The following is a 22,752-nucleotide window of genomic DNA, read 5'->3' as shown; positions in this document are numbered from 1 at the left end:
GGTCACCCCAGTTCGATCGAGGCCCGCACGCCGTCCCGCGCGAGGCCCATCCACTCGTCGAAGAAAGCTCCGCCCGGACCCCACGAGGGCCGGTCGCCGTGCAGCTTGATCGGCGTGCGCTCGGCCGGCACGTGCGCTGCCTCGCGCACGATCCGGGCGATCGCCTCGCCGAGCGGCTTGACCTCGCGTTCCGTCGTCAACAACCCCAACTCGTACTCGCGTTCGGGGAAGTCCACCAACGCACGGTCGACGTCGTGCGAGCACCACCACGTGACGCCCCACAGGTTCGAGCAGGTCAGTGCGTTCGCAAGCGTTTGCTCGGCGAACTCCGGCGCCTGTTCGGCGGTGATCTCGGGCTGGGCGGCGCCGACCTCCTGCAGCCACACGGGCCGTTGCGGGTCCTCGGCGTGCGCCTTCGCCAGCTCGATCAGGTACTCGGCGTGGTGGACGCTCTCGGGACTGAGCGATCCGTAGCGCTGCGCGGTGCCGTTGAAGACCCACGAGTGCACGGTCGTCATCGCGCCCTTGTTGGCCGCGTGCTCCGGCAGGAACGCGTGCTCGCTCTCGTACCAGACGGCGTCGTACTCGGAGTGGACGTGCGGGTGGCCCGGAGCGGCCTTCTCGCACTCGGCGAGCAGCGCGTCGATCCACTCGCCGGCCTGCTGGGGCGAGCACGGGTTCGACTCGGTGAGCAGGTTGACCTCGTTGCCCAGGGTGAAGCCGAGGAAGTTCGGCTTGTCCCGCAGGGCCTCGGCGAGCGTGCGGACGTAGAACCTCTGCCCGCTGATGACGTCCGGGTCGGTGAAGATGTTGCGGCGGTGCCAGGTCTGCACCCACGACGGGTAGAAGTCGAAGCTCGACAGATGCCCCTGCAGGACGTCGACCTGGACGTCGAGACCTGTCTCGCGGGCCGCGTCGAGCATCTGGGAGAGCTGCTCGACGGCCTGGGGACGCACCAGTCCGCGGTTGGGCTGGAACACCGGCCACAGCGGGAAGACCCGCACGTGGTCGAGGCCGAGCGCCGAGATGGACTCGAAGTCGGCTTTGACGTCGTCGAGGGAGAAGTCGAGCCAGTGGTGAAACCAGCCCTGGGACGGGGTGTAGTTCACGCCGAAACGCAAGGTTGAGCTCCTCGGGGTGTCAGCCCTTGATCGCGCCTTCTCCCACTCCGCGGAAGAAGTGCTTCTGCAGCAACAGGAACAACAGGATCAGCGGCACGACGGCGATGATCGTGCCCGCCGCCACCAGCCGCTGGTTCTGCACGAACGTGCCCTGGAGGTACGCCAGGCCGATGGTGAGCGTGTACTTCTCCTGGTCGCTCAGCACGATGAGCGGCCAGAGGAAGTCGTCCCAGCTGAACATGAACGAGAACAGCGCCACCACGACCAGCGTGCCCTTCACCGACGGCAACCCGAGCCGGGTGAAGCGCTGCCAGGCGTTGGCGCCGTCGATGACCGCGGCCTCCTCGACTTCGGCGGGGAGTGCGAGGAACGCGTTGCGCAGCAACAGGACGTTGAGGGCGGCGATCGCGCCGGGCAGCACGACGCCGGTGAGGGTGTTGGTGAGCCCGAACCCGCGCATCACCAGGAACAGCGAGATCATGATCGCCTCGAACGGCACCAGGATGCTGCTGGCGAAGATCACCGCGGCGAACCTGCGGCCCCGGAACTTGAGCCGCGCCAACGCGTAGCCGGCCATGGCGGCGCCGAGGCAGTTCGTGACGACGTTGACGCTCGCGACCCCGAGCGAGTTGAGCGCGAAGTTCCAGACCGGCACCACGTCGGCCACGGCCGCGTAGTTGCCGAACGTCGGGTCGTCCGGGATGAAGTCGGGGACGAACACGTCCTCGTTGGGGCCCTTGATGCTCGTGGCGAACTGCCACAGGAACGGCCCGATGCTGATCGCGAGGATGCCCAGCAGCCCGAGATAACGCAGTGCCAGGTAGACGTGGGCGCGCTTCACAGCTGATCCTCCCGCCGGTTGAGCTTGAGGGTGATCAGCAGCAGGCCCAGCAGGATCACGAACAGCACCACGCTCAGCGCCGAGGCGTACCCGACCTCACCGGTGAGCCCGCGGCCGACGGACTGGATGAGCATCACCAGCGTGGTGCTCGCCCCGCCCGGACCGCCGGACCCGCCCGACAGCAGGTAGACCTCGGAGAACACGCGGAACCCGTTGACCGCGCTCAGTGCCGCGACGAGCACCATCGTCGGCCGCAGACTCGGCACGGTGACCGACCAGAACCTCCTGACCGGTCCCGCGCCGTCGACCATCGCGGCCTCGTGCAGGTCCTTCGGCACGTTCGCGAGCGCGGCCAGGTAGATCACCATGTAGTAGCCGAGGCCGCGCCAGACCGTCACCACCATCGAACTGACCAGCAGCAGCGTCGAGTCGGTCAGAAACGGGATCCTGTTGCCGCCCAGCGCCTCCACCATGCTGTTCACCAGGCCGCGACTGTCGAGCAGCCACGTCCAGATCAGCCCGACCACGACCGTGGACGCGATCACCGGCGTGAAGAACGCCGTCCGGAAGATCCCGATGCCCGGCACGATCTTCTGCGCGAGCATCGCGACCAGCAGCGGCAACAGCACCAGCGGCGGGACGACGCCCACCATGTAGAGCAGGCTGTTGCGCGCCGCCGCCCAGAACTTCGGGTCCCCGAACATCCGCACGAAGTTGTCCACACCGGTGAACTGGCCGCCGCCGAGCGCACTAGCGTCCGTGAACGCGAGCACGATCATGTTCAGGAACGGGAAGAGGACGAACAGCAGGCAGACGGCCAGTCCTGGAGCCAGGAACAGCCACGGCGTGTACGGGCGATGAGTCATCTGCGGCTGCCTACTTCAGGAGCCGGTTGCACTCGTTGACAGCGTCGTCCAGCGCCTGCTTCGGCGACTTCTTGCCGAGCATGGCGTCGGCCAGCTGCTGCAGAAGTGCCTCGCGCATCTGGTCGCTGAACTGCACCGGCGTGTAGTTCACCGCGGTCTTGAGCTGCTTGGCCGCCGCCACCCGCACGCGCGCCTCGTCGGTGCCGTCCTCCGTGGTGAAGTACGGGTCGTCCCCGCCCTTCGACGTGCTCGGGAAGATCGACGCGAGCTTGGCGAACTTCACCTGGTTGTCGGCGTTGGTGACGAACCTGCCGAACGCCAGCGCCGTCGCCTGGTTCTTGCTGCTCTTCGGCACGCTCACGCCGTGCAGGAACATGTTGGCGCTGCCCGTGTTCGTGATGGGCGTGGTGATGCCGATGTTCGCGTAGAGGCTCGGCGCGTCGGTCTTGAACTTGCCGAGGTCGTACGCGCTGCCGGAGTTGAGGGCCGTCTGCTGCGCCATGAACTTCGCGCCGGCGCCGGTGTAGTTCTGCGTGAGCGCCTCGGGAATCAGCGCGCCCGCGTCGTACATGCGCTTGTAGCTCTCGACGAACTCGACGCCCTTGGGCTCGTTGAAGGTGAACTTGTCGTTCTCGAACAGCTTCACGCCGTAGAGGCCGAAGTCGGCGATGCTCGGGGTCTGGCCGAGGATCGCGATCTTCTTCTCGGCGAGCTTCAGCGCCTGCTCTTCGAGTTCCCTGAAGTTCGTGGGCGGCTTGTTCGGGTCGAGGCCCGCCTGGCTGAACAGGGCCTTGTTGTAGAAGATCGGGCCGGTGTTGAGGTACCAGGGGAAGCCGTAGCAGCCGCCCTTGCCGGGGATCTCGAACGCCTGCCAGGCGTTGCCGAGGTACTCGGGCCTGGCCTCCTTGAGAGACTCGTCGAGGTCGACGAGCTGGCCGGCCTTGGCGAGCGGGAAGCTCAGGTCCGGCGGCACGTTGATGACGTCGGGAAGACTTCCCGCGCTCGCGTCCGCCATGACCTTCGCCAGATACCCGTCCGCGGGTTGGTCGACCCACTTCACCGAGGTGCCCTGGTGCTGCTTCTGGAAAGCGTCGATGACACCGTTGACGTAGTCGGTGTACTTGGGCTTGAGGGACCAGGTCTGGAACGTGATCTCGCCCGTGACCTGGCCGGTTCCGCCTGTGGACGTGCTCGACGTCCCGGACAGTCCGCATCCCGCCACGGGCACCGCCGCCAGGCCCGCGAGGAACGTGCGCCTCTTCATTGACACCCACCTCCTTGGTCGCGGACCCTAGCTAAACCGGTTTATCTCCGGCTAGCCTCCGAACGTCTTGTTGTCTCGTTCTGGACAGGGTGCGGGTGCGGTGAAGAGGCCAACGATCAAGGACATCGCGGCGGCGGCAGGGGTGTCCAAAGGCGCTGTCTCGTTGGCGTTGAACGGCCGGTCGGGCGTGTCCGAGCGGACGCGGTCGCGGGTCCTGGAGGTCGCGTCGACCCTGGGGTACCGGCCTTCGGTCACCGCCCGGGCGCTGTCCTCCGCCTCGGCCGACGCCGTGGGGCTGGTGCTGGTGCGGCCGCCCCGCGCGCTGGGGGACGAGGCGTTCTTCTTCCAGCTGATCGCCGGGATGCAGTCCGAGATGTCCTGCGCGCTGCTGTTGCAGGTGGTGGACTCGCGCGAGGCCGAGATCGCGCTGTACCAGCGGTGGTGGGCCGAGCACCGGGTCGACGGGGTGTTCCTGGTGGACCTGCTGGTCTCGGACCCCCGGGTCGACCTGATGTCCGCGCTGGGGTTGCCGGCCGTGGTGGTGGGTGGCGCCGGGCACCACGGGGAACTGGCCTCGGTCTGGGCTGACGACTACGCGGCCATGACGTCTGTCGTCGAGTACCTGAAGTCGTTGGGGCATCGGCGGATCGCGCGGGTGGCCGGGTTGTCCTCGTTGCTGCACACCGTTCGGCGGGACTCGGCGTTCGCCTCGTCCGTTGTGGACGGTGTCGTGGTGGCCGGGGACTACACGGCCGAGTCCGGGGCGCGGGCCACGCGAGAGCTCCTGGCGATGGCCGCTCCGCCCACGGCGATCGTCTACGACAACGATGTGATGGCCGTGGCCGGAGCCGAGGTGGCCGCGTCGCTCGGGGTCGCCGTGCCGTCCGAGTTGTCGCTCGTGGCCTGGGACGACTCGGTGCTGTGCCAGCACGGGCGGCTGACCGCGTTGTCCCGGGACACGTTCGCGTTCGGGGCCCGTGCGGCTCGGGCGCTGGTGGCCGTGATCGGCGGGGCCTCGCCGACCGACGTTGAGGACGTGCTGCCCGAACTGGTGGTCAGGGGGAGCACCGGGACGGCACCGGCGGTGCAGGTGGGGTGAGACCACCCCACCTCACACGTCAGGTGAGAGAGGCGACCTGGTCGCTCACCACCTGGGCCGCCGCGGACACCAGGGCCGTCACCGCCGGGTTCGTCGAGTTGTCCTGGCGCCAGCCGAACTGCGTGTAGACGCGGAACGTCGAGGACCAGGGCAAGCGGACCAACCTGCCGTCGGCGAGCTCGGCGGACACGGTGACCTCCGGCATGAGCGCGATGCCCAGGCCCGACGCCACCGCGCGTTTGGCGGCGTCCACCGAGTCCAGCTCCAGAACGGGGGCACGGGTGTCGTCGTAGCCCAGGGAGTGCTCGAAGAGTTCGTGGTACGAGGCGCCGTTCTCGGCACGGATCAGCGTGCTGCTCGTGAGGTCGTCCTCGGACAGCGACTGGCGCTGGGTGAGCACGTGGTTCGGGCCCGCGATCATCACCAGGGGCTCGGGGCACAGGACCGTGGTCTCGAGGCCCTCGCGGGGCTCGATCGCGCCGATGAAGAACGCGCAGTCCAGTTGGCCGTCGCGCACCGAGTTCAGGTTGTTCAGCGCGTTGCGGGAGTGCAGCGAGAGTTGGACCGACGGGTAGCGCCAGCACATGTATTCGATGAGCGGTAGCAGACGGTAGTCGGTCAAACTCTGTGCGGAACCGATGACGAGTTTGCCGTGCGGCTCACCGTTCATCGTGATGGCTTTTCGGGCCTTTTCGGTGAGGTTGATGATGTTTCGCGCGAACGGCAGTAGTTCCACGCCCGCGGAGGTCATCTGGATCCCTCTGGGAAGGCGTCGGAAAAGGACGACCCCGAGGCCCTCCTCCAGCGCCTTGATGCGGGTGGTGATGGTCGGCTGCGAGCAGTTGAGCGTGGCTGCGGCCTTGGTGAAGCTCCCTGTCTGAACCACGGTCGTGAACGCGAGAAGCTGGCGTGTCTCCATCAGGCGGATCCTCGGGGTAAAACGGTGCGACGACTTTTTCTCGTTCGTTCCCGTGGTCCTGTTACGGATGGTGCGGGAGCAGTAACGCTACCTGTCAGCCGCGCCAGAACGATTGGTGCTTATGGAGTCATCTTGATCGGTCGGGAAAGGCTGTTTCGGCCGAAAGAGTGAAATTGAGACGGACGCTTTGACGGGCGGTAGCGGGGCGACTCTTTTGCGTTAAGTGGTTCGCTCGGCGAACAAAAAAGCACCGCCGGAGACGAACGGTCGCGATGCGGCGGTTGATCTTGCGGGTGCCGGGTGAGAGGGGTCTGGAGGCTCCGCGGTTCCGTGCGGACCGGGGTGGCGGCGGTCACAGCACGGGTCTCGCCTAGACTCGCTGGAAATCCGGGCGCCCAGGTGGTGGTACCGGCTGTCTTGCACGTTCTTTGTTCGTTACGAGGAGTCCACGTTGAAGAGCACCGTCGAGCACCTGAGCCCGACGAGGGTCCGGATCAACGTCGAGGTGCCGTTCGACGAGCTCAAGTCGAACTTCGACCAGGCGTACCGGAAGCTCGCGAAGCAGGTCCGCATCCCCGGCTTCCGCCCCGGCAAGGCCCCCGCGAAGGTTCTGGAGAACCGCATCGGCCGCGCCCCGGTCCTGGACGAGGTCATCCAGGAGGCCATCCCGGCCAAGTACCTGGAAGCCGTCAACGCCGGTGAGGTGCGCACGCTCGGCCGTCCCGACTTCGAGGTCACGAAGATCGAGGACGGTCAGACGCTCGAGTTCACCGCCGAGGTCGACGTCCGTCCCGAGATCACCGTGCCCGCGTTCGGCGAGCTCGCCGTGACGGTCGACGAGCAGGAGGTCACCGACGAGGACGTGACCACCCAGCTCGACGAGCTCCGCGCTCGCTTCGGCACGCTGACCGGTGTCACCCGCCCGGTCGAGACCGGTGACTTCGTCGTCGTCGACCTGTCCGCCACCGTCGACGGCGAAGAGGTCGAGGAGGCGCGCACCAGCGGCCTGTCCTACGAGGTCGGCTCCGGCCAGCTCGTCGAGGGCATCGACGACGCGCTCGTCGGCGCGTCCGACGGCGAGACCAAGACCTTCGCCACCACGCTCGTCGCCGGTGAGCACGAGGGCCGCGAGGCCGAGGTCACCGTGGTGCTGAGCAGCGTGAAGGAGCGTCAGCTCCCCGAGCTCGACGACGAGTTCGCGCAGCTCGCCAGCGAGTTCGACACGCTCGAGGAGCTCAAGGCCGACCTGCGGACCCGCCTGGGCCGCGTCAAGAAGATGCAGCAGGGCGTGCAGGCCCGCGACAAGGTCCTCGAGGCGCTGCTGGAGACCACCGAGGTCCCGCTGCCCGAGGGCATCGTCCAGGGCGAGATCGACGCGCGCAAGCACGACGCCGTGCACGCCTTCGACCACGACGACGCGAAGTTCGCCGCCTGGCTGACCGAGCAGGGTCAGTCGGAGGAGGAGTTCGACGCCGAGCTCCGCACCGCCGCCGAGCAGGCCGTCAAGACGCAGCTCGTGCTCGACTCGATCGCCGACGCCGAGCAGGTCACGGTGTCCGACGGCGAGCTGACCGAGCGGATCATCTACCAGGCGCAGCGCTTCGGCATCTCGCCCGACGAGTACGTCAAGCGCGCGCAGCAGTCCGGTCAGCTCGGCGCGATCTTCGCCGACGTGCGCCGGGGCAAGGCTCTCGCGAGCGTCGTGCGCCAGGCTGAGGTGAGCGACTCGACCGGTCAGAAGCTGGACCTCGACGAGCTCTTCGGCGAGACCAAGTCCGAAGAGGACTCGGAGAAGTAAAGCCCTTAGCGAACGCGGGCGGTGTCGGGCATCTGACGCCGCCCGTCTTCGTTAAGGTCGATCGCAGAGAGTTTTGACATCCAGATTCGTTCCACCTGGAGTTAGGCAGGCAGACGTGACGCAGCACTCCTTCCCGACCCCCGAGATGCGGTCGGCCACCGCCGGGATGAACCTCAACGACTCGGTGTACGAGCGGCTGCTCCGCGAGCGGATCATCGTCCTGGGTTCACAGGTCGAAGAGGGCATCGCGAACCAGATCACCGCTCAGTTGCTGCTTCTCGCCGCAGAGGACCCCGAGAAGGACATCACGCTTTACATCAACTCGCCGGGTGGTTCCGTCACGGCGGGCATGGCCATCTTCGACACGATGCAGCTCATCCAGCCGGACGTGGCCACGTACGCGATGGGCCTCGCCGCCTCGATGGGGCAGTTCCTGCTCTCGGCCGGCGCACCCGGCAAGCGCCACGCGCTTCCGCACGCCCGGATCCTCATGCACCAGCCGTCGGCCGGTGTCGGCGGTACGGCCGCGGACATCGCGATCCAGGCGGACATGCTGACGCGCACCAAGCGCGAGATGGCCGAGCTCATCGCCGAGCACACCGGCCAGACGCTCGAGACCATCACCCGCGACTCCGACCGCGACCGCTGGTTCACGGCGCAGGAAGCGCTCGAGTACGGCTTCGTCGACAAGGTCGTCACCAGGGCTCAGCCCGTCGGCGACTCGAACAACTGACGTCAGCTAGGAGACCTCAAGTGAGCCAGTTCCACATGCCTCAGTCGCGGTACGTGCTGCCGTCGTTCGTCGAGCGCACCAGCTATGGCATGAAGGAGTCGAACCCGTACAACAAGCTCTTCGAGGAGCGCATCATCTTCCTCGGCGTGCAGGTTGACGACGCTTCGGCGAACGACGTCATGGCGCAGCTGCTGGTGCTCGAGTCCGAGGACCCCGACCGCGACATCCTGATGTACATCAACTCGCCGGGTGGCTCGTTCACCTCGCTGATGGCCATCTACGACACGATGCAGTTCGTCCGCCCGGACATCCAGACGTACTGCCTCGGCCAGGCGGCCTCCGCCGCGGCCGTGCTGCTGGCCGCTGGCACGCCCGGAAAGCGCCACGCACTGCCCAACGCGCGAATCCTGATCCACCAGCCTTCGATGGAGGGCGCGTACGGTCAGGTGTCCGACCTGGAGATCCAGTCGAACGAGATCCAGCGCGTGCGCCGCCTGATGGAATCCACCCTCGCGCGGCACACGAACCGGACGGCGGAGGAGGTTCGCGAGAGCATCGAGCGCGACCGGATTCTGACGGCCGAAGAGGCCAGGGAGTACGGCATCGTCGACACGGTGCTGCCCTACCGCAAGCTTTCCGCCAAGTCCTGAGCGACGGCGGACAGGCGAGGTGCTCGCGAAGAGCGCTCGCCCATCCGCCTCCCGGTGATTCTGGGGCCACCCCAGACCCCGGGCCTGGTGCCCATGCTCTGGGAAACCCCAGAGCCCGGGCACTGCGCGCCCACCCGACACGCCGACGTGACCGGTTATCTGGCCTGATCGGCGCGTCGGGGGGACGCAGGTCCTCCCCTGAAACGGGGGCGGCCAGGTACCGTCAGGAGAACGGGCTCAGCACCCACAGCCAGTGGGACTGCCACAGCAAGTCAGCAGGCGCACTACAGCAGGTGTGCGCCGGAGGGGACAGAGGTCAGCGGTCATGGCGCGTATCGGTGACGGCGGCGACTTGCTGAAGTGCTCTTTCTGCGGAAAGAGTCAAAAGCAGGTGAAGAAGCTCATCGCCGGCCCCGGCGTTTACATCTGCGATGAGTGCATCGATCTCTGCAACGAGATCATCGAGGAGGAGCTGGCCGAAGCCGGTGACGTGAAGCTCGACGAGCTGCCGAAGCCCGCCGAGATCCACGAGTTCCTCGACCAGTACGTCATCGGCCAGAGTGACGCCAAGCGCACCCTGTCCGTCGCCGTCTACAACCACTACAAGCGCATCCAGGCGGGCGACCGCGGGCGCGAGGGTCGTGACGACGGCGTCGAGCTGGCGAAGTCGAACATCCTGATGCTCGGCCCGACCGGGTGCGGCAAGACCTACCTCGCGCAGACGCTCGCGAAGATGCTGAACGTGCCGTTCGCCATCGCCGACGCGACGGCGCTGACGGAGGCCGGGTACGTCGGTGAGGACGTCGAGAACATCCTCCTGAAGCTCATCCAGGCCGCCGACTACGACGTGAAGCGCGCCGAGACGGGCATCATCTACATCGACGAGGTCGACAAGATCGCTCGGAAGAGTGAAAACCCGTCGATCACGCGCGACGTCTCCGGTGAGGGCGTTCAGCAGGCACTGCTGAAGATCCTGGAAGGCACGACGGCGTCGGTGCCACCGCAGGGTGGCCGCAAGCACCCGCACCAGGAGTTCATCCAGATCGACACGACGAACGTGCTGTTCATCGTGGCGGGTGCGTTCGCAGGCCTGGAGAAGATCATCCAGGACCGCGTCGGCAAGCGAGGCCTTGGCTTCGGTGCCGAGGTCCGCTCCAAGGCCGAGGTGGAGGCGTCGGACTTCTTCGCCGACTCCATGCCGGAGGACCTGATCAAGTTCGGTCTGATTCCCGAGTTCATCGGGCGTCTGCCGATGGTCGCCTCCGTCACGAACCTCGACAAGCCGTCACTGGTGATGATCCTCACCGAGCCGAAGAACGCTCTGGTGAAGCAGTACCAGAAGCTCTTCGAGATGGACGGCGTCGAGCTCGAGTTCACCAAGACCGCGCTCGAAGCGATCGCCGACCAGGCGATCCTGCGCGGGACCGGTGCTCGTGGCCTCCGGGCGATCATGGAAGAGGTCCTGCTGCCCGTGATGTACGACATCCCGAGCCGCACGGACGTCGCCAAGGTCGTCATCACCGAGCAGACGGTGAAGGAGAACGTGAACCCGACCATCGTGGCCCGGCAGCCCTCGCGCCGGGAGCGTCGGGAGAAGTCGGCCTAAAGGCCATCAAGTCGAAAGGGCGCCTGGTCTCCAGACCGGGCGCCCTTCGTCGTTGCGAGGTCCTAAGGTGGAGGCATGTCGTTGCCTCACGTGCTTCTGCTCCACGGCTACACCGGTTCCGGCCCCGGCCACTGGCAGCGCTGGCTGGCCCAGACGGTGTCCGAGCACGGCGGCCTCGCCGACCTGCCGCACTTCAGCAGCCCCGAGGCGCCCGACCGCGACACCTGGCTCAGTGAGCTCGACACCCACCTCGAAGCGCTGCCGGCCGATCGCGAACGGGTCGTCGTCGCGCACTCGCTCGGCTGCTACCTCTGGCTGCACCACGCGGCCCGCGAGAACATCGCCCACGTCGACCGCGTGCTGCTGGTCGCCCCGCCCGAGCTGGACCACCCGGAACCGGCCATCAAGTCGTTCTTCCCGGCCCCGCTCGACCCGGCGGGCCTGCGCCGTGCCGCCACCGAGACCCGTCTGATCGCGGGTGAGGGCGACCCGCACTGCTCGATGGAGGCCGCCAAGCAGCTCGCCGAGGCGTTGCGGATCGAGATCGACGTGCTGCCGGGCGCCGGGCACATCAACATCGACGCGGGCTACGGGGAGTGGCCCGCGGTGCTCAAGTGGGTGCGGTCGAAGACGGTGCCGCTCTCACCGCGCTAGACATCACTTCCTTGGGGGGAACGTGATCGACCTTGACGAGCTCGTCGAGGAACACGGCGTCGTCGGCGCCCAGCTCGCCGTCCTGACCGACGGCGAGATCGCCGACGTCGCCGCGGGTGTGTTGAACGCCGACACGCGCGCACCGGTGACGACCGACTCGCTGTTCCAGATCGCGTCGATCACCAAGGTCTGGACGGCGACGCTCGTCCAGGAGCTCGCGAACGAGGGCCGGCTCGACCTCGACCGCCCGGTGCGCGACGTCCTGCCGGGCTTCCGGCCGGTGATCACACCACGGCAGCTGCTGATCCACACGTCCGGCATCGACGGTGATCTGTTCCACGACACCGGTTCCGGCGACGACGCCGTCGAGAAGTTCGTGGCGCGCCTGGCCGATGCTCAGCAGATCACCCCGCCTGGCGAGCTCTGGTCCTACTGCAACAGTGGGTTCACCGTGCTGGGCCGGATCGTGGAAGTGTTGCGCGGCAAGCCTTTCAACACCGTCCTCAAGGAACGGCTCGCTGCACCGCTCGGTCTCACCGTCGCGACGACCTACGCGGAGGGCGCCGCACTGCACGTCGCGGCGGGGCACGTGGACGGACAGCCGGTCACCGATCCGGGACCGGAGTCCGACTGGCCCGCCGGGTCGGCGCTCGCGATGAGCGCCCGGGACCTGCTCGCGTTCGCGCGCATGCACCTGGCGACACCGGCGTTCGCGGTCATGCGCGAGCCACGGGTGTCGTTGCCGGACTTCGGCTATCGCGCGTCCTGGGGCCACGGCTGGGAGCTGCACGACTACTCCGGTGGCCTGGTCGTGGGCCACAACGGCGGTAACAAGGGGCTGAGCGCGTACCTGCGGGTCGCGCCGGAACGCGGGGTCGCGGTCGCCCTGGTCGCCAGTGGTGGTCGGCCGCAGGCGGTGTTCGACTCCGTCATCGAGAACGTCTTCAGCGGACTCGCGGGCGTGCGCAGGGCCGAGTCGCCGGTCCCGCCCACCGATCCTGAGCCGGTGGACGTGGAGCGAGTGGTGGGCACCTACCGTTGCGCGGGCCATGAAGTGGTTGTCACGCAAGCAGATGGCGGCCGCGTGCTGGTCCGGCTCGACGGCGAGGAACGCGAGTTCGTGGCGCTGCGCGACGACGCGTTGATCGCCGTGGAGAAACCGCACACCGTGCTGGTGCTCATGAACGACCTGCTGCACTTCGGGCGGGCAGCCGCCCGGATCTGAGAACTCCTGGGGGAGAAGCATGATCAATCTGGACGAACTGATCGCGGAACACGGCGTCGTCGGCGCCCAAGTCGCCGTGCTGCACAACGGCGAAATCACTGACATGGCAGCAGGTGTGCTGAACAACGTCACCGGCGAGAAGGTGACGACGGACTCCCTCTTCCAGATCGGGTCGATCACCAAGGTCTGGACGGCGACGCTCGTCCAGGAACTGGTGAACGAGGGTCTGCTCGACCTCGACCGTCCGGTGCGGGACGTCCTGCCGGAGTTCACGCTCGCCGACGACGAGGCCGCGCGGATCATCACGCCGCGCCACCTCCTCACCCACACCGCGGGCTTTCAGGGCGATCTGTTCCACGACACCGGCAACGGTGACGACATGCTCGAGAAGTACGTCGAGCGCTTGGCGGACGCGCGGCAGGAGGCTCCGCCGGGCGAGTTCTACACCTACTGCAACAGCGGCTTCACGTTGCTCGGCCGGATCGTCGAAGTGTTGCGCGGCAAGCCTTTCCGCGTCGTCATCAGGGAACGGCTGATCGACCGGCTCGGTCTGCGCACGGCGGCCGCGAGCCACGCCGAGTACGCCGTGCAGACCGTCGCCACCGGGCACGTGGGCAAGGAGCTGAAGCCCGCCGGCAAGTTCATGGCCGAGGGCGACGCGCCGGCGGGCACGGTGCTCGCGATGAGCGCGCACGACCTGCTGGAGTTCGTGCGGATGCACCTCGGCACGAGTGAGTTCGACGCGATGCGCGAGGTTCAGGTCGTGCCGCCGGACTTCGGGCACGGCGGCAAGCAGGGGCTCGGCTGGGCACTGCACGAGTACACGAACGGTGTCACCGGCATCGGCCACACCGGATCGACGCTGGGATACCGGGCCTACCTGCGGGTGATCCCCGCGGCGGGGCTCGCGATCGCCGTGCTCACCAACGGCGGCGAAAGCCTGTCGCTGGCCCGTGCGGTCTACGACGACGTGCTGGGCGACCTGGCGGGCATCGCGGTGCCCTCCTTCCCCACGCCGCCGCAGTGGCCGGTGCCGGTGGACGTCGAACGGGTCGTCGGCGTGTACCGGTCCACCGGCCTGGAACTGCACGTCACCGAAGGCGACGGCGGCAGGGTCAAGCTGCGGTACGAGCGGCTCAACCCCGACTGGGAAGCCTTCGTCGACGGGGACGAGCACGAGTTCACCGGACTGCGGGACGACGCGCTGATCGCCGTCGAGAGCGCGGACGGGTACCACGCGGTGGCCGTCCTGTGCGGACGCGACGAGCAGGACCGGGTGAAGTGGCTGCACTGGGGTCGCGCGGCCCGCCGGGTCTAGACGGCGCGCTTGGCGTACTTGGCGAGGAACTGCACGACGTCGGGCGTCACCTTCCGGTACAGCCCGTCATCGTGGCCGCCGCCCTTCACCGCGCTCACCTCGGGCCGCACCTCGCGGATGAACCGGCGGGTGCCCTCGATGAACTTGTCGCGGTCGCCGATCCACACGCCCAGCGCGGTCGGGCCGGTGGACCTGATGTGGCGCAACGGGTCGAGCGACGCCCACTCGCCCTCGTTCTTGAACGCCCTGCGCTTGGCCATCTCCGGCCACGTCGTGATGAGGCCGGGGGAGATGACCGCGGCGGCCGCGATCGGGTCCCCGCGTTCGGCCCTGCGGCGGGCGTAGAGCAGCGAACCGAAGCCGCCCATCGACACCCCCGTCACCGCGAAGGGCTCGCCGTAGCCGCGTTCCTTGAGCCAGCGCGGGACCTCGTCGAGCAGCATCGCCATCGCGTTGTCGCCGGGGACGTTCTCGTGCCAGTAGTTGTCGCCGCCGTCGACCGCGACGAAGCCGAACGCGGGCACCGAGCCCTTCGCGACGGCGCCGGCCAGGACCTCGGGCAGGTTGCCCACGGCCGCGTGCCGGGCGTCGCCGTGCAGACCGTGCAGCAGGATCGACATCGGCAGGCCGCGGGGGTTCGCGCCGGCCGGGAGGTAGAAGGCGAGGGTGACGTCACGGTGGCGGGCGGCCGAGTACACGCGTTCGAAGCGGATCGCCGGTTTCGCTGCCGAGGCGGTCCTCACCCGGTCCGCGGTCGCGATCTGCTGCTCTACGGCGTTGGACGACGACACGTACGTCGCGACGCCGGTGGCTGTCGCGATGACCACGCCGATCGCCGCGAGGAGGGTGCGGCGGCTGTACCTCGGTTCCCCCATGCTCACCTCATCGCGTGGGCACCGTTCCTCGTTTCCTTCTCAGAGGACGGAACGCACGCGTAAGGAAGACAGTTCCTCACTCGAATAGCCCAGCCACGTCAGCACGTCGTCATTGTGCTCGCCGAGGGCGGGGACCGCACCCGGTGTCCACTCGAAACCGGCCACCGGCGGCAGCAGCATCCGGGCCGTTCCGCCGGGAACGCGCACGTCAACCCAGGTGTCGAGCTGCGGGTGGGTGGGCAGGTCGGTGACCGGGCGGGTCAGCGCGGCCGGCACGTCGGCGGCGTCCAGAGCGGTCAGCGACTCGGCCGCGGTGAGGTCCGAAAACGCCTGTTCGAGCAGTTTCTGGAGCTCCGCGCGATGCTCCACGCGGGAGGCCACTGTGGCGAACCTCTCCTCCGGCGCGAGCCCGATCAGGTCGCAGAGACGCTGCCACTGCCCGTCGTTCTGCACGGCCAGGTGCACGGCGCCGTCCGCGCAGGCCACCGGACCGTACGGCGCGATGCTCGGGTGGTGCGCGCCCGACCGCGGGGCCGCGGCACCCGTTCCGGCGGCGTAGAGCATCGGCTGGTGCATCCACTCGGCCATCGCTGCGAAGAGTGACAACCGCAACCGGGCGCCTTCACCCGTCCGGCCCCGTTGCAGCAACGCCGCGAGCACCGCCGCCTGCAACTGGACGCCCGCCGCGATGTCCGCGACCGAGATCCCGGCGCGGGCCATCACGTCGCCCTCCCCGGTCAGCGACACCAGCCCGGCCTCGGACTGCACCAGCGCGTCGAACGCCTTGCGGTCCGCGTACGGGCCGTCCCAGCCGTAGCCGGACAGCTCACCGACGATCAACGTCGCGGGAAGCTCCAGCGCGAGCCGCTCCCACACCCGTGGCGACAGGTTGCACAGCAGCACGTCAGCGCGCGCGACGAGCCGTTCCAGCACCTCTCGGCCGTCGGGGTGGAAGATGTCCAGGGACACCGACTCCTTGCCGACGTTCGTCCACGCGAAGTACGACGACACCTCGCCGCACGACGAGTCGTAGTGACGCGCGAAGTCGCCGGCGCCAGGCCGTTCGATCTTGACGACCCGCGCGCCGAGATCAGCCAGCAACCGCGTCGCGTACGGCACCGCGACGGCCTGCTCCAGGCTCACCACCACGACACCGTCAAGCGGTCTCAACCACGCGCTCCCCACCGGTGTAGACGTTCATCGAGTCGCCGCGCAGGAAGCCGACAAGAGTCATGCCCTGCTCCTCGGCCAGTTCGACGGCGAGCGACGATGGTGCCGACACCGCCGCGAGCACCGGAATCCCGGACATAGCGGCCTTCTGCACCAGCTCGAACGACGCCCGACCGGACACCATCAGCACCGCGCCGCGCAACGGCACGAGGTTCTGCAGCACCGCCCAGCCCAGCACCTTGTCGACGGCGTTGTGCCGGCCCACGTCCTCGCGCACGACCAGCAGCTCGCCATCGACAAACAGCCCGGCCGCGTGCAGCCCGCCGGTGCTCTCGAAGACCTTCTGCCGTTCCCGCAACGCGTCCGGGAAGCCCGTCAACGCCTCGGCCGTGACCTTCACCTCGTCCAGTGCGGGGGAGTAGCGGGTCTTGAGCTTCACCGCGTCCAGCGCGCCCTTGCCGCACACCCCGCACGACGACGTGGTGTAGAAGTTCCGCTCCACCCCCGTGTCCGGCGGCGGCACACCCTCGGCCAGCGCGACGTCCAGCACGTTGTAGGTGTTCATCCCGTCCGGCCCGGTGCCCTCGCAGAACCGCGCGATCGAGATGTCCTCCGACGACCCGATGACACCTTCGCTGAGCAGAAAGCCGTGCGCGAGCTCCACGTCGTGACCGGGAGTGCGCATCGTGACGGCCAAAGCCTTGCCGTTGACCCGCAACTCCATGGGTTCCTCGGCGGCGAGCGCGTCAATCCTGCGGCGCCGACCGCTCGGCGACACGCGTTCGACCGCTCGGCGCACCGTCACTCGGCCCATGTGCACATCTCCTTCGGAACGCTATGTTCCCCAGCGACCAGGCTACGTGGGAGGGATTCCGGGGCATGGACGACGTCGTGATCGTGGGGGGCGGCCACAACGGGCTGGTGGCGGCCGCGTACCTCGCGAAGGCGAGGAAATCGGTCAGGGTGCTGGAGAAGCTGCCGCACGTCGGCGGGGCGGCGGTGAGCGCCTCACCGTGGGAGGGCGTCGACGCCCGGCTCTCGCGCTTCTCGTACCTCGTGTCGCTGCTGCCCGACCGGATCGTGTCGGATCTGGGGCTGAAGCTGGCACTGAAGTCTCGTTCGGCCTCCTCGTACACGCCGAACGGCAGGTCGGGGCTGCTGGTCGAACGCTCGCCCGGCGCGGCGACGGTGGCGTCGTTCGAGGCCGTCTGCGGGTCGCTGGAGGACTGGGAGCGGTGGCAACGCTGGTACGCCGACCTGGAGCTGATGGCGGAGGCATTGGCGCCGACTCTTTTGGAACCGTTGGTGTCACGGGAACATCTGCGCGTGCACGTCGACAAGGTGGTGCGCGGCCGGTTGTGGGAGCAGGTCTTCGAACGGCCGATCGGCGCCACGCTGCAGGAGCTGTTCGACAACAACCTGGTGCGCGGGGTCGTCGCCACGGACGCGTTGATCGGCACGCACTCGTCGCTGCATTCGTTGCGCGCCAACAAGTGCTTCCTCTACCACGTGATCGGCAACGGCACCGGTGAGTGGAAGGTCCCGGTCGGCGGCATGGGCGGGGTCACCGCCGAACTGGAACGGGTCGCGCGCGAGGCCGGTGCGCGGATCATCACCGGCGCCGAGGTCACCTCCGTCGAGTCGGACGGCAGGACCGCTTCAGTGACGTACGGGGACCAGACGGTCGAGGCCCGGTTCGTGCTGTCCAACGTGGCGCCGTCGGTGCTGGGACGGTTGCGGGGCCTCGAAGTCCACGACGCGCCGGGGTGTCAGCTGAAGATCAACATGTTGCTGCGCAGGCTGCCCGAGCTGAAGTCCGGGGTCGACGCGCGGCTGGCGTTCGCGGGCACGTTCCACCTCGACGAGTCCTACGACCAGCTGGAGACCGCCTACCTGGAGAGCGCCGCGGGCCAGGTGCCGTCGGTGCTGCCGGGTGAGATGTACTGCCACTCGCTGACCGACCCGTCGATCCTCGGGCCGTCGCTCGCCGGTCACGAGACGCTGACGTTGTTCGGTCTGCACCTGCCGGCGTCGTTGTTCGAGGGCCGCAACACCGAGCTGCGCGACGAACTGGTGAAGCGCTACCTCGACCAGCTCAACGCGCATCTCGTGGAGCCGATCCAGGACTGCCTGGCGGTCGACGCCCAGGGCAACCCGTGCATCGAGGCGCGCACTCCGCTGGACCTGGAGGAGGAGCTCGGCCTGCCAGGTGGCAACATCTTCCACGGCGAGCTCGACTGGCCGTTCGCCGAGAGCGACGACCAGGTCGGCAAGTGGGGTGTGGAGACCGACGTGGACAACGTCTTCGTCTGCGGCGCGGGTTCCCGGCGCGGTGGCGGCGTGAGCGGCATCGGCGGCCACAACGCGGCGAACGCGGTTCTCGAACGCATTTGAGACATTTTTGATGACACTCCGCGTCATCTCTGGTTACAGTTGGCGGCGTGGGGGACTTCTACGGGATCGCGGAGATCGCCGACGCCATGGGGCTCAGTCGGCAGCTGGTGGCTGTCTGGCGCAAGAGACGCTCGCACGGCATCCCTGAGCCTGACGCGGAACTCGCGTCCGGCCCGATCTGGCGGCGCGAGACGGTCGAGCCGTGGATCGAACGCACGCGCGGTCGGCTGGGCCTCGCGGGCACGCGCGAGTCCGCGAGCAGGAGCCTTCGTCTGCGCACCTGCCGCCGGGTGCTGCGGCTCGCGGCGTTGATGCTGGAGGAACCGCAACGGCCGCGGGTGCTCAACGAGGCTGCGGACCAGTTGCGCGACCTCATCCACGAGGTCGACCAGGCCGCGGACGACGTCGTCGGCGCACTGCTGCGTGAGCTCATCGAGCCGGTTCGCGACCCGGACGTTCCGGCGGAGTTGCTGCGGGTGCCGGTGATCGAGTCGCTTCCGCTCGTGACCGCCGTAGCGCGCAACTCGCCAGACTGGTGACGAGCGCGCCCAACGCGGCCAGCGCCATGTCGGCGTGCGCGTCCCACATGTCGCCCTGTTGGCCGTTGTAGGCCTCGGCGACATCGGGGGCGAGCGTCATCGCGATCGCCCACTCCAGCAGTTCGTAGAGCGCGCTCGTCGCGAGCACGATCTCCACCGACCGCACCCACCTCCGCCGCAGGATCGCGGTCAGGCACACGCCGTACGCGAAGTGCACGAGCCGGTCGAAGTGGTTGCGATCCCAGGAGAACGCCTCCGACAGCCGCACGCCGAACAGCGCGTTCGTCCAGTCGTCGTACGGGACGAACGAGTAGATCCACCTCGCCGCGATCGTGTGCAGCGCGAGGAAGGCGAGCGCCCACGCCCACTGCGCGGTGTCGAGGCGCTTCCTGAGCAACCACAACGCCACGATCGCCACCGCCGTCAACGAGCTGTGCAACGCCTGCTCGGCGGGCCATGGCGGGTTGATCCACGTCACCGCCACCAACGCACCGAACGCCCCCAGCAGCCACAGCTGTCCCCGTGTCATGCGCACAGCCTGGCGGATCTTGGGCGGTTTATATCAGGATTTATATATCAAGGAACCTTGCTAAAGGTTTATTGATGTGGGTACCGTGGTGTCATGACCGACAGTCCGATCACTGACCCCAAGGCGCTCCGGGCGCTCTCGCACCCCGTTCGGTGGAAGCTGCTCACCCTGCTCACGGACGAGGGGCCGAGCACGGCGACCCAGTGCTCGGTGCGGGTGGGAGAGAGTGTCGCCAGTTGCTCGTACCACCTGAACATGCTGGCCAAGTACGGGTTCGTGGTCGAGGTGGAGGGTCCCGGCAGGCAGAAGCCCTGGCGGATCGTCAACCGGCACCAGTCGATCACCACGGAGGGCCTGGAGGGCGAGGCCGCGCTCGCGGCGGAGACCGCCGCGCTGGCCTTCCTTGATCAGGAGTTCGAGCGCACCCGCGAGCGCATGCGGCAGTACGACCACCTGCCGGCGGACTGGCGCGAGCACGTGGGTATCACGGGAGCCACCGCGTTCCTCACTCCTGAGGAACTCAAGCAAGCACAGGAGGAACTGCGGGCGGTGATGTACCGGTTCGAGCAGCGCGTGGAGAACCCGGAGTTGCGCCCTGAGAACTCCAAACCGGTCCGCTTCTTCCTGAGCGCCACCATCTCGCCCGAGTAGCACCAACGAACTGAGGGGAATCGTCATGTTCTCGCACCACGACACGTTCGCTATCGCAAAGCAGCGCCAGGCCGACTTCGAGGCCGACGCGGCCGCGCGCAGGCTCGTTCGCGCACCTGAGGAAGCCACGCGGCCCGAGAAGCGGGTCGGCGGAGGCTTACTCGCCACGGGTCGTCGCCGCTGGAGGCTGTTCGGGCGCGTTCGACCGGCGTAGCGTGTGACCTCCCCGCCGCCGTAAACGTTTTCACGACGTTACAACGGGGAGGACATCCGTGTTACGGAGACTCGGCGTGGCGGTGACCGCGGCACTGCTGGGCATCACGATGCTGGCGGAACCCGCTCAGGCGGCGGACTTCAACGTCAGGGACTACGGGGCCGCCGGCAACGGCAGCGCGAACGACACAGCGGCCATCGACAGGGCGATCACCGCGGCGAACGCGGCGGGTGGTGGGACCGTGCGGTTCCCGTCCGGCACGTACCGCTCGCCCAACTCGATCCACATGAAGAGCAACGTCACGCTCCAGCTCGACTCCGGCGCCACGATCATGGGCGCGAGCGGCAGCGGCTACGACAAGCCGGAGCCCAACCCCAACGACAAGTACCAGGACTACGGGCACAGCCACTTCCACAACGCCATGATCTGGGGCGACCGGCTGACCAACATCGGGTTCGTCGGCGCTGGCACGATCGACGGCGGTGGCGCGCTGATCACGGGCAATCCGGACAGCGGGCAGGCCGACAAGATCATCTCGTTGACGCGCTGCGAGAACCTCACGGTCAGCGGCATCAAGCTCCGCCGCGGCGGGCACTTCGCGATGCTGATCAACGGCTGCCGCAACGTCACGTCCGACCGGCTCACGATCGACACCGCGAGCGACCGCGACGGCTGGAACGTCATCAGCACCACCAACGTCACGATCACCAACGGCAACTTCGCGGGCAACGACGACGCACTGGCGTTCAAGAGCGACTACGCGCTCGGCCAGAAACTGAGCAACGGCAACGTGAAGGTCTACGACACCAAGCTCAGCGCGGGGTGTTGCAACGCGTTGATGTTCGGCTCGGAGACGTGCGGCGACTTCACCGGCTACGACTTCCAGCGCATCGACGTCAAGGGGTCCAACAAGTCGGGGCTCGGACTCGTTTCGATGGACGGCGCGGTCATCTCCGACGTGCACTACCGGGACATCACCGTCAGCGGCGTGCGGTCGCCGATCATGCTCAAGGTCGGCGCCCGCAAACGCTGCGGCAACAGTCCCGGCGTCGGCACCATCAAGAACATCACCTACGACAACATCACTATCAACGGCGCCTCGCCGTCGTTCAGCCCGACGATCATGGGCGATGTCGACGGCCACGTCACCGACGTGACCTTCACCAACGTCAAGATCAACGTGCCCGGCGGCAACGGCACCATGTCGACGAACCCGCCGAGCAACGACCGCACCAACTACAACCCGAACAGCATCGGCACCCGGCCCGCGTACGGCTGGTACGTCCGTTACGCCGACCGCATCAAGTTCCTCGCCAGCGCGGTGTCGTTCACCAGCAACGACGGCAGGCCCGCGGTGATCGCCGACAACTCCACCGACCTCACGTTCGACACGTTCGGCTGGGAACGCGGCACGAGCAGTCCGACGGACTTCCTCTTCCGCAACACCAACGGTTTCTGCGTCCGCAACTCGGGCTCGCCACGCGTGCAGAACACCGGTTCGACCGAGAAGTGCGGGGTGAACAACGACTTCAGCCTCGCGGTCGACCCCGCGTCGCGCGTGGTCAAGCCGGGGGAGACGGCGTCGTTCACCGTCAGCGCGGCCTCGACCGGTTCGCCCGGCCCGATCAGCCTCAACGCCGACAACGTGCCCGCCGGGACCGTCGTGCAGTTCAGTCCGCCCACGATCAACCAAGGTCAGACGTCCACGATGACCGTGGCGACGCTGCCGGACACACCGCACGGGTCGACGAACATCAACGTGATCGGCGCGGCCGGTCAGATCACGCGCTCGGCCGTCGCGATCCTGACCGTCGGCGACCAGCCCGCGGAACTGGAACTGAGCGGACTGACCGTGGCGGACACCGGGAACGCGGGCGACTGGTCGGTGCAGACCGGCCTGCGCACGGGTGTCGCGCAGTACGGCGACCGCGACTTCACGTTCAGCGCGGTACCGGGCGAGGTGGCGGGAGCGAAGTGGATCCGCACGGCCAACGACTCGAAGTCGGCGACGCAGAACCCGTTGGCGCGCTTCACGATCAACCGCGACGCGCTGGTCTACGTCGCGGTCGACACGCGGCTCGGCAAACGCCCGTGGATGGACGCGCTGTGGCTCGACAGCGGCCAGCAGCTGGTCAACACCGAAGGGTCCCCGAAGACCTTCCGCCTGTACGCCAAGGGCTTCCGGGCGGGGGAGGTCCAACTGGGACCCAACGGCGGTGCCAGCAACTACACGGTGCTTGTCGAGTAGAAGAAAGTGCCACCGTGTGGTGGGGGGGGGGGGGGGGG

The 22,752-nt window shown here is 67.9% G+C and carries 21 protein-coding genes; 12 read left to right on the top strand and 9 right to left on the bottom strand.

Translation table 11 applies throughout. The annotated features are described in order from the left end of the window. Window positions 1-2: 2 nt before the first annotated feature. Genes ACIRG5_RS37950 through ACIRG5_RS37935 form a run of 4 tightly spaced genes read right to left on the bottom strand, consistent with a single transcriptional unit; the run spans window position 3 to window position 4,092 of the window. Complete coding sequence (locus ACIRG5_RS37950; RefSeq protein ID WP_402914160.1) at window positions 3-1,121, bottom strand: glycosyl hydrolase; 1,119 nt, start codon at window positions 1,119-1,121, stop codon at window positions 3-5. A 19-nt stretch (window positions 1,122-1,140) separates the two neighbouring features. Further along, on the bottom strand, window positions 1,141-1,962 hold the full coding sequence (locus tag ACIRG5_RS37945) for a carbohydrate ABC transporter permease (protein WP_402914157.1): 822 nt from the start codon (window positions 1,960-1,962) through the stop codon (window positions 1,141-1,143). Beyond that, the gene (locus tag ACIRG5_RS37940; RefSeq protein ID WP_402914154.1) at window positions 1,959-2,828 is read right to left on the bottom strand and encodes a carbohydrate ABC transporter permease; all 870 of its coding nucleotides are present in this window, start codon (window positions 2,826-2,828) and stop codon (window positions 1,959-1,961) included. Before ACIRG5_RS37940 ends, ACIRG5_RS37945 begins: the two co-directional genes overlap by 4 nt. Window positions 2,829-2,838: 10 nt before the next feature. Next, entirely contained in the window at window positions 2,839-4,092 is a 1,254-nt protein-coding gene (locus ACIRG5_RS37935; RefSeq protein WP_402914152.1) for an ABC transporter substrate-binding protein, read from the bottom strand. A gap of 100 nt (window positions 4,093-4,192) precedes the next feature. Here ACIRG5_RS37935 and ACIRG5_RS37930 point away from each other — a divergent pair, with 100 nt between their 5' ends. After that, window positions 4,193-5,191, top strand: coding sequence for a LacI family DNA-binding transcriptional regulator (locus ACIRG5_RS37930; protein ID WP_402914149.1), 999 nt, complete (start codon window positions 4,193-4,195; stop codon window positions 5,189-5,191). A 19-nt stretch (window positions 5,192-5,210) separates the two neighbouring features. On the opposite strand, the gene ACIRG5_RS37925 is transcribed toward ACIRG5_RS37930, so the two are convergent. Next, window positions 5,211-6,110, bottom strand: coding sequence for a LysR family transcriptional regulator (locus ACIRG5_RS37925; RefSeq protein ID WP_402914146.1), 900 nt, complete (start codon window positions 6,108-6,110; stop codon window positions 5,211-5,213). Window positions 6,111-6,561: 451 nt separating this feature from the next. Here ACIRG5_RS37925 and tig point away from each other — a divergent pair, with 451 nt between their 5' ends. The 7 genes from tig (at window position 6,562) to ACIRG5_RS37890 (ending at window position 14,094) form a co-directional block, all read left to right on the top strand. After that, window positions 6,562-7,908 carry a trigger factor gene (tig, locus tag ACIRG5_RS37920; protein ID WP_402914143.1) on the top strand — a complete coding sequence of 449 codons (1,347 nt, stop codon included), beginning with the start codon at window positions 6,562-6,564 and terminating at the stop codon, window positions 7,906-7,908. Window positions 7,909-8,053: 145 nt separating this feature from the next. Next, the gene (locus ACIRG5_RS37915) at window positions 8,054-8,641 is read left to right on the top strand and encodes an ATP-dependent Clp protease proteolytic subunit (protein WP_189160236.1); all 588 of its coding nucleotides are present in this window, start codon (window positions 8,054-8,056) and stop codon (window positions 8,639-8,641) included. Window positions 8,642-8,676: 35 nt separating this feature from the next. Continuing rightward, a complete protein-coding gene (locus tag ACIRG5_RS37910) occupies window positions 8,677-9,291 on the top strand; it encodes an ATP-dependent Clp protease proteolytic subunit (RefSeq protein WP_090071479.1) in 615 nt (204 codons plus the stop codon). A 325-nt stretch (window positions 9,292-9,616) separates the two neighbouring features. Further along, window positions 9,617-10,897, top strand: coding sequence for an ATP-dependent Clp protease ATP-binding subunit ClpX (clpX, locus tag ACIRG5_RS37905; protein WP_093605708.1), 1,281 nt, complete (start codon window positions 9,617-9,619; stop codon window positions 10,895-10,897). A gap of 75 nt (window positions 10,898-10,972) precedes the next feature. After that, on the top strand, window positions 10,973-11,551 hold the full coding sequence (locus ACIRG5_RS37900; RefSeq protein ID WP_402914141.1) for an RBBP9/YdeN family alpha/beta hydrolase: 579 nt from the start codon (window positions 10,973-10,975) through the stop codon (window positions 11,549-11,551). Window positions 11,552-11,573: 22 nt separating this feature from the next. Further along, window positions 11,574-12,776: a serine hydrolase domain-containing protein gene (locus ACIRG5_RS37895; protein WP_402914139.1), complete on the top strand. Its 1,203-nt coding sequence runs from the start codon at window positions 11,574-11,576 to the stop codon at window positions 12,774-12,776. 19 nt (window positions 12,777-12,795) lie between these two features. After that, on the top strand, window positions 12,796-14,094 hold the full coding sequence (locus tag ACIRG5_RS37890; protein WP_402914138.1) for a serine hydrolase: 1,299 nt from the start codon (window positions 12,796-12,798) through the stop codon (window positions 14,092-14,094). On the opposite strand, the gene ACIRG5_RS37885 is transcribed toward ACIRG5_RS37890, so the two are convergent. From ACIRG5_RS37885 to fdhD, 3 genes are read right to left on the bottom strand one after another with little or no spacing between them, the layout of a single operon-like run. Beyond that, the gene (locus ACIRG5_RS37885; protein ID WP_402914135.1) at window positions 14,091-14,969 is read right to left on the bottom strand and encodes an alpha/beta hydrolase; all 879 of its coding nucleotides are present in this window, start codon (window positions 14,967-14,969) and stop codon (window positions 14,091-14,093) included. The two genes, ACIRG5_RS37890 and ACIRG5_RS37885, sit on opposite strands and share 4 nt — an antisense overlap. 39 nt (window positions 14,970-15,008) lie before the next feature. Further along, window positions 15,009-16,139, bottom strand: coding sequence for a CaiB/BaiF CoA transferase family protein (locus tag ACIRG5_RS37880; RefSeq protein WP_402914132.1), 1,131 nt, complete (start codon window positions 16,137-16,139; stop codon window positions 15,009-15,011). Next, window positions 16,126-16,953, bottom strand: coding sequence for a formate dehydrogenase accessory sulfurtransferase FdhD (gene fdhD / locus ACIRG5_RS37875; RefSeq protein ID WP_402914129.1), 828 nt, complete (start codon window positions 16,951-16,953; stop codon window positions 16,126-16,128). Before fdhD ends, ACIRG5_RS37880 begins: the two co-directional genes overlap by 14 nt. Window positions 16,954-17,018: 65 nt before the next feature. Between fdhD and ACIRG5_RS37870 the strand changes: the two genes are divergently transcribed. Together ACIRG5_RS37870 and ACIRG5_RS37865 are read left to right on the top strand one after the other, a co-directional pair. After that, the gene (locus tag ACIRG5_RS37870; RefSeq protein WP_402914127.1) at window positions 17,019-18,533 is read left to right on the top strand and encodes a phytoene desaturase family protein; all 1,515 of its coding nucleotides are present in this window, start codon (window positions 17,019-17,021) and stop codon (window positions 18,531-18,533) included. Between the two features lie 47 nt (window positions 18,534-18,580). After that, a complete protein-coding gene (locus ACIRG5_RS37865) occupies window positions 18,581-19,072 on the top strand; it encodes a hypothetical protein (RefSeq protein ID WP_143139052.1) in 492 nt (163 codons plus the stop codon). Here the strand turns inward: ACIRG5_RS37865 and ACIRG5_RS37860 are convergent. After that, window positions 18,963-19,601 carry a DUF2238 domain-containing protein gene (locus tag ACIRG5_RS37860; protein ID WP_402914124.1) on the bottom strand — a complete coding sequence of 213 codons (639 nt, stop codon included), beginning with the start codon at window positions 19,599-19,601 and terminating at the stop codon, window positions 18,963-18,965. The genes ACIRG5_RS37865 and ACIRG5_RS37860 overlap by 110 nt on opposite strands. Window positions 19,602-19,694: 93 nt before the next feature. On the opposite strand from ACIRG5_RS37860, the gene ACIRG5_RS37855 reads away from it, so the two are divergent. Continuing rightward, window positions 19,695-20,252: an ArsR/SmtB family transcription factor gene (locus ACIRG5_RS37855; RefSeq protein ID WP_402914122.1), complete on the top strand. Its 558-nt coding sequence runs from the start codon at window positions 19,695-19,697 to the stop codon at window positions 20,250-20,252. Window positions 20,253-20,524: 272 nt separating this feature from the next. After that, the gene (locus ACIRG5_RS37850) at window positions 20,525-22,714 is read left to right on the top strand and encodes a glycosyl hydrolase family 28 protein (RefSeq protein WP_402914119.1); all 2,190 of its coding nucleotides are present in this window, start codon (window positions 20,525-20,527) and stop codon (window positions 22,712-22,714) included. Window positions 22,715-22,752 lie beyond the last annotated feature (38 nt).

The organism is Lentzea sp. NPDC102401, from assembly GCF_044765805.1.
Taxonomy (GTDB): Bacteria; Actinomycetota; Actinomycetes; order Mycobacteriales; family Pseudonocardiaceae; genus Lentzea; species Lentzea sokolovensis.
This window is presented reverse-complemented; position numbering and strand designations above follow the sequence as displayed.